Raw genomic sequence first — 2199 nt, forward strand, 5'->3', positions numbered from 1 at the left:
GGATTTTATGACCGATGATGAAGAAAAGAATTTGAAACGTTTGTCTGATTTGGAGGAAGGTTTACACCGTAAAAGGTTAATCTCCTATGGTGGTTTGTTAAAAGAAATACATAAAAAATTAAACCTTGATGACACAGAAGAAGGCGATTTGATTCATACAGATGATGACGAAAAAGCCGATGAAGATGGATTTTCTATTATTGCAATGTGGAATTGGGAACGGAAAAATTATTTTATTAAAGAGTAGTTCAACAAACGGGCCATATTGTTGTATAAGTGGTGAAATACTGAATTTAAAACTTAGTTTATATGTGGTAAAATGTTTTAATCAAGTTTAGGAGGAATTAATTATGAAGTGTAATTAATGTAACAGGGTTCAATTAAAAGAGGGAAGCGTATCATTAACCCTATAAACTACGTCTGCCCTCATTATTGGAGGTTGAAATGTGAATACATCCTATTCACAATCGAATTTACGACACAACCAAATTTTAATTTGGCTTTGCATTTTATCTTTTTTTAGCGTATTAAATGAAATGGTTTTGAACGTCTCATTACCTGATATTGCAAATGATTTTAATAAACCACCTGCGAGTACAAACTGGGTGAACACAGCCTTTATGTTAACCTTTTCCATTGGAACAGCTGTATATGGAAAGCTATCTGATCAATTAGGCATCAAAAGGTTACTCCTATTTGGAATTATAATAAATTGTTTCGGGTCGTTAATTGGGTTTGTTGGCCATTCTTTCTTTTCCTTACTTATTATGGCTCGTTTTATTCAAGGGGCTGGTGCAGCTGCATTTCCAGCACTCGTAATGGTTGTAGTTGCGCGCTATATTCCAAAGGAAAATAGGGGTAAAGCATTTGGTCTTATTGGATCGATAGTAGCCATGGGAGAAGGAGTCGGTCCAGCGATTGGTGGAATGATAGCCCATTATATTCATTGGTCCTATCTTCTACTCATTCCTATGATAACAATTATCACTGTTCCGTTTCTTATGAAATTATTAAAGAAAGAAGTAAGGATAAAAGGTCATTTTGATATCAAAGGAATTATACTAATGTCTGTAGGCATTGTATTTTTTATGTTGTTTACAACATCATATAGCATTTCTTTTCTTATCGTTAGCGTGCTGTCATTCCTGATATTTGTAAAACATATCAGGAAAGTAACAGATCCTTTTGTTGATCCCGGATTAGGGAAAAATATACCTTTTATGATTGGAGTTCTTTGTGGGGGAATTATATTTGGAACAGTAGCAGGGTTTGTCTCTATGGTTCCTTATATGATGAAAGATGTTCACCAGCTAAGTACTGCCGAAATCGGAAGTGTAATTATTTTCCCTGGAACAATGAGTGTCATTATTTTCGGCTACATTGGTGGGATACTTGTTGATAGAAGAGGTCCTTTATACGTGTTAAACATCGGAGTTACATTTCTTTCTGTTAGCTTTTTAACTGCTTCCTTTCTTTTAGAAACAACATCATGGTTCATGACAATTATAATCGTATTTGTTTTAGGTGGGCTTTCGTTCACCAAAACAGTTATATCAACAATTGTTTCAAGTAGCTTGAAACAGCAGGAAGCTGGTGCTGGAATGAGTTTGCTTAACTTTACCAGCTTTTTATCAGAGGGAACAGGTATTGCAATTGTAGGTGGTTTATTATCCATACCCTTACTTGATCAAAGGTTGTTACCTATGGAAGTTGATCAGTCAACTTATCTGTATAGTAATTTGTTATTACTTTTTTCAGGAATCATTGTCATTAGTTGGCTGGTTACCTTGAATGTATATAAACATTCTCAAAGGGATTTCTAAATCGTTAAGGGATCAACTTTGGGAGAGAGTTCAAAATTGATCCTTTTTTTATAACAGGAATTCAAATCTTTTTGTTCCATTAAAGGGCGCGATTGCTGAATAAAAGATACGAGAGACCTCTCTTGTATCTTTTTTATTTTGAGTGGTTTTGTCCGTTACACTAGAAAACCGAAAGACAATAAAAATTTTATTCTTGCTGAGTCTGGCTTTCGGTAAGCTAGACAAAACGGACAAAATAAAAATTGGCAAGGGTTTAAAGGTGGAGATTTTTTGAGTGATCTTCTCAAAAAATACTACCTGTCCCTTGCTGATTTTTAAACGAGCACGAGAGCAAAACCCCCCTTTGCTGAGGTGGGGCACTGCACCCTTACTAAGG

The 2199-nt window shown here is 35.1% G+C and carries 3 protein-coding genes and 1 pseudogene; 3 read left to right on the forward strand and 1 reads right to left on the reverse strand.

Annotation, left to right across the window (positions count from 1 at the left end):
• The 3 genes and pseudogenes from KA873_RS12685 to tet(L) form a co-directional block, all read left to right on the forward strand.
• On the forward strand, positions 1-247 hold a 247-nt coding region (locus KA873_RS12685), incomplete at its 5' end, for a protein rep (protein WP_239436926.1).
• A gap of 103 nt (positions 248-350) precedes the next feature.
• Positions 351-413, forward strand: a pseudogene (locus tag KA873_RS13780) (tetracycline resistance efflux system leader peptide).
• A gap of 33 nt (positions 414-446) precedes the next feature.
• Positions 447-1823, forward strand: coding sequence for a tetracycline efflux MFS transporter Tet(L) (tet(L), locus tag KA873_RS12695; RefSeq protein WP_002294500.1), 1377 nt, complete (start codon positions 447-449; stop codon positions 1821-1823).
• Between the two features lie 48 nt (positions 1824-1871).
• Here the strand turns inward: tet(L) and KA873_RS13655 are convergent.
• The coding region (locus KA873_RS13655; protein WP_245337712.1) for a hypothetical protein at positions 1872-2199 on the reverse strand (328 nt) is incomplete at its 5' end.

Source organism: Staphylococcus sp. GDY8P45P (assembly GCF_017892745.1).
Taxonomy (GTDB): Bacteria; Bacillota; Bacilli; order Staphylococcales; family Staphylococcaceae; genus Staphylococcus; species Staphylococcus cohnii.